Source organism: Inquilinus limosus MP06, assembly GCF_000767795.1.
GTDB lineage: Bacteria > Pseudomonadota > Alphaproteobacteria > DSM-16000 > Inquilinaceae > Inquilinus > Inquilinus limosus_E.
The window spans coordinates 1-3,325 of record NZ_JANX01000640.1 but is presented as its reverse complement, the minus strand read 5'-3'; the positions used below and the strand labels follow the sequence as shown (position 1 = coordinate 3,325).

The 3,325-nt window shown below is 66.9% G+C and carries 5 protein-coding genes; 2 read left to right on the top strand and 3 right to left on the bottom strand.

The annotated features are described in order from the left end of the window. Nucleotides 1-460: 460 nt before the first annotated feature. A complete protein-coding gene (locus tag P409_RS30025; protein ID WP_034847057.1) occupies nucleotides 461-1,108 on the bottom strand; it encodes a hypothetical protein in 648 nt (215 codons plus the stop codon). A 167-nt stretch (nucleotides 1,109-1,275) separates the two neighbouring features. Here P409_RS30025 and P409_RS36565 point away from each other — a divergent pair, with 167 nt between their 5' ends. Together P409_RS36565 and P409_RS38380 are read left to right on the top strand one after the other, a co-directional pair. After that, nucleotides 1,276-1,740 carry a DUF7831 domain-containing protein gene (locus P409_RS36565; protein ID WP_052121578.1) on the top strand — a complete coding sequence of 155 codons (465 nt, stop codon included), beginning with the start codon at nucleotides 1,276-1,278 and terminating at the stop codon, nucleotides 1,738-1,740. Beyond that, a complete protein-coding gene (locus P409_RS38380) occupies nucleotides 1,737-2,120 on the top strand; it encodes a hypothetical protein (protein WP_152613620.1) in 384 nt (127 codons plus the stop codon). Before P409_RS36565 ends, P409_RS38380 begins: the two co-directional genes overlap by 4 nt. 86 nt (nucleotides 2,121-2,206) lie before the next feature. Here P409_RS38380 and P409_RS30015 read toward each other — a convergent pair whose 3' ends face one another. Both P409_RS30015 and P409_RS30010 read right to left on the bottom strand, forming a co-directional pair. After that, the gene (locus P409_RS30015) at nucleotides 2,207-2,665 is read right to left on the bottom strand and encodes an MEKHLA domain-containing protein (protein WP_202964855.1); all 459 of its coding nucleotides are present in this window, start codon (nucleotides 2,663-2,665) and stop codon (nucleotides 2,207-2,209) included. Nucleotides 2,666-2,706: 41 nt separating this feature from the next. Next, a partial coding sequence (locus tag P409_RS30010) for a thiamine pyrophosphate-dependent enzyme (protein ID WP_034847053.1) occupies nucleotides 2,707-3,325 on the bottom strand: 619 nt, incomplete at its 5' end.

The window sequence follows — 3,325 nt, the reverse complement described above, 5'->3', positions numbered from 1 at the left end:
TCCTGGCGCCGCCCCCACCCGCCGCTGCGGGCGCTGAACGACACCGAGCGTGCGACCCTGCGCGAGGCGCTGGCCAAGACCGAGTATCCGCGGCTGTTCGCGCGGTAGGGGAGGAGCGTCTTTTCTCTTGTGGGTGGTTCCCGTCGTCTGCGCCTACTCGATGCCCGTCGTCTTCTCGTGTTGCCCCTCCCGCCTGGCGGGAGAGGTCGGGCTCGCGCAGCGCGACCGGGTGAGGGTGGGCCCAGGCCTCGACAAACCCCCCTCACCCGGAGGCGCAAGTGCCTCCGACCTCTCCCGCAAGCGGGAGAGGCAGAACCATCGGTTTTGGACACTGATTCTGCAGCCCACGCCGTCATTGCGAGCGCAGCGAAGCAATCCATGCAGCAGCACGAGTGGGCAGATGGATTGCTTCGTCGGCTTCGCCTCCTCGCAATGACGATGTGAGGAGGCGGCAAGGCGGCTAGCTGCTATCGGGTTTCGACGGCGCCGGCATGAGCCGGCCGGCGACGGATTCATCCTCCAGGCGGGGCCAGGCCTCGGCAGACTCGGCCGTCTCGGCCACGGCATCGACGGTCACGGCTTCGTCGATACAGCCCGGCGGCAGCCAGGACGGGTCGGGCGGGAGGCCGATCCTGCGGCTCACCTCACGCACGAACTCTTCCGGTGACAGGGTATCGATCTGCACGTCGAGGATCTCGTCCTCGACCAGCTTCTCCCGGACCAGCAACCGGACGCGCTCGGCGTCCTCCGGATCGGCGGGCCTGGCGATCGCCTTCACCGCGATCTCGGTCGCCTGTTCCCGCTTCGCCCGACGGCGTTCCTGCTCGCCGGACGCGATCCGCTGCTGCTTGCGCAGCAGGTAGTCGCGCCGGATCCGCTCGGTCATCGCGAGCGACAGCCGCACCGAGCGAGCGAGGCGGGACTGCATCAGCGGATAGTCCGGCATCTCCGCGCCGCGCAGGATCTGCTCGTGCTCCCGCACCGTCGCCCGCATGGTGCGGATGTCGAGCTCAACCACCTCGCGCAGCCGGTCCAGCGCCCACTCCGTCCAGTGCAGGTCGGGGTCGCCCGGCCGGGTCTTGCCACGGGGAGTCTGCGCCTCATCCATAGAACATATCATGAACATAATTGATCGATCATGCAAGGGCACAAAATGTTCACCGCAGCCCGTTCGTGAGAGGATCGGGCCGAACGCCCCGAGGAGGATCAGATGCCGGTCGAGTATGTCGCGCGCTACAGCCGTGAGGAAATCCGGGCCAATCCGCAGCGCTCTACGTGTTCGGCGACAACTTCGTGGAGCGCGGCCTGGGAGGGCAGGCGGCGGCCGCGCGGGGCGAGCCGAACGCGGTCGGGATTGCGACGAAGCGGGCGCCGAGCCTGGTGGCCAACGCCTTCCTGACCGATGCCGACCTGGCGCGGCTGCAACAGCATGTTGCCCCGGCGCTCGACCGCCTTCGCGACCACCTCGCCGCCGGCGGGACGGTGGTGATGCCGGCCGACGGCATCAGCACCGGCCTGGCGCAGATGCCCGATCGCGCCCCCGCCTGCTGGCATTGGCTCTGCGATCAACTCGCCCGGCTTGGATCGAAAATCCCAAGAGAGCCTTGTGATGGCGGCGTCTGGAATACCTCGGGGGCTCCGGTGACCGGGAGGGCGGTTAGCGGAAGTTCGCCGTTCAATGAAAAGCTTGGAAGGGCTTATCTTGCCGGATGGATCCTCTCCACTAGGGGGCGGGAATGACAACTTTTCAGATGCAGGCAAGGACGGAATACCCCGTTCTGTTCCTTTCCGATCCTGCAAGTATGGAAGCTATTCCCGGCGATACAGGACAATCATTCGTGACCGCGACTGACAGTTGCATCTGCTTCTGGGTCCAATCTTATGTCGATGGCATGTCGACGGTCATTCTGACAGACGCGGAGTGCGACAGAGCAGGAATTAAGCTCTTTTCTGGATCGTTAGCCACCCCAAGCGGCGTGATGAGTTTGAGCGACAGCGGTTCATTTCGATACATCAATGTACCAGTATCCGTTGGACGCATCTCTGTCGACATCTGGTCCGATGACGATCGGTATCCTGGATGGGTTTGGATCAAACTCACCGAGATCAGTGTCGGATAGAGTCTGCGAAGGGCCGATAGCGGTCGGAACAGACGCCCACTGCACAGTCAAACGAGATCAGGACGGCCGCCCCCGCGACCGTTGCCTTACATCTCCCGCCACTCCCCGAAAGCGGCGGCTTGGCCGTGCAGGGTGCCGGCCTCGTCGATCAGCTGCCAGACGACCGCCTTCTCGATCCGGAAGCGGCGGCCCGACTTGGCGATGCGGATGCCGCGGTAATCGGCGATGAAGCCGTCGCGGGTCACCGTGTCCAGCAGGCGCTGCCGCTCCGCCCGGTCCGGCGCCTCGGCGGAGAGGCGGGAGGGCAGGGTGATGAATTCGTCCCAGCCATATTCGAAGCGGGCCTGGGCGGCCTTGTTGGCGTAGACGAAGCGGGGATCGGCATCGGTGTTGTGCGCCAGCACGCAGAACGGCGCGGACTCATAGAGCCACTGCGCCCGGTCCGCATCGTCGCCGGCATCCTCCGGCAGCAGCGGCGTGCCGACCAGCCGGGCATGGCTGCCGGAGAGGAGGCGGAGGAAATCGGGGTCGAGGGCCAGGCTCACGGGGCGGGCTCCGGGATGCGCGGTCACAGGTTGCTGGGTATTCACAGGTTGCTCGCTCTCGGGTTGATGCCGAGGATGTGGGCGGAATCGACCGGCACCGTGACCAGGGTCGAGAGCCGGCCGGCGCGGTGGGCGGCGAGGATGTCGTCCAGGTTGCCCAGGTCGGGCCGCAGCGCCGCCGACCGCCAGCCGCAGGCCTCGGCCATGGCGGCGTAGTCGATCGCATCCAGGCGGTTGTGGCGGCGTGCGGCCGGCGCGTCCGGGATGATCGTCTGCACCCCCTGCTCGATGATGCCGTAGCTGGCATTGTCTAAGAGGAACAGCAGGATACCGAGATCGCGCGCCTCCGCCAGGCAGCCGGCGAACAGCCGGAAGCAGCCGTCGCCGGTGAAGCCGACGACATCGCTCTCCGGCGCCGCCAGCCGGGCGCCGATCGCCAGGCCCAGCACATTGCCCATGGCCGAGCCGCGATACAGCGAGAAGAAGCGCGCCCGCGGGTTCGGGCGCTGCAGCACGAATTGCCGGTCCTTGTAGGCCAGGCAGACATCGTCGAAGCCGATCGTGCCCGGCCGCCAGCGCGTGTCGAGGGCGCGGAACAGCGCCGCCATGTCGGCATGGCCGGGGCGCGGCGGGCCGGGCCGGCGGGTGTTCAAATCCTCC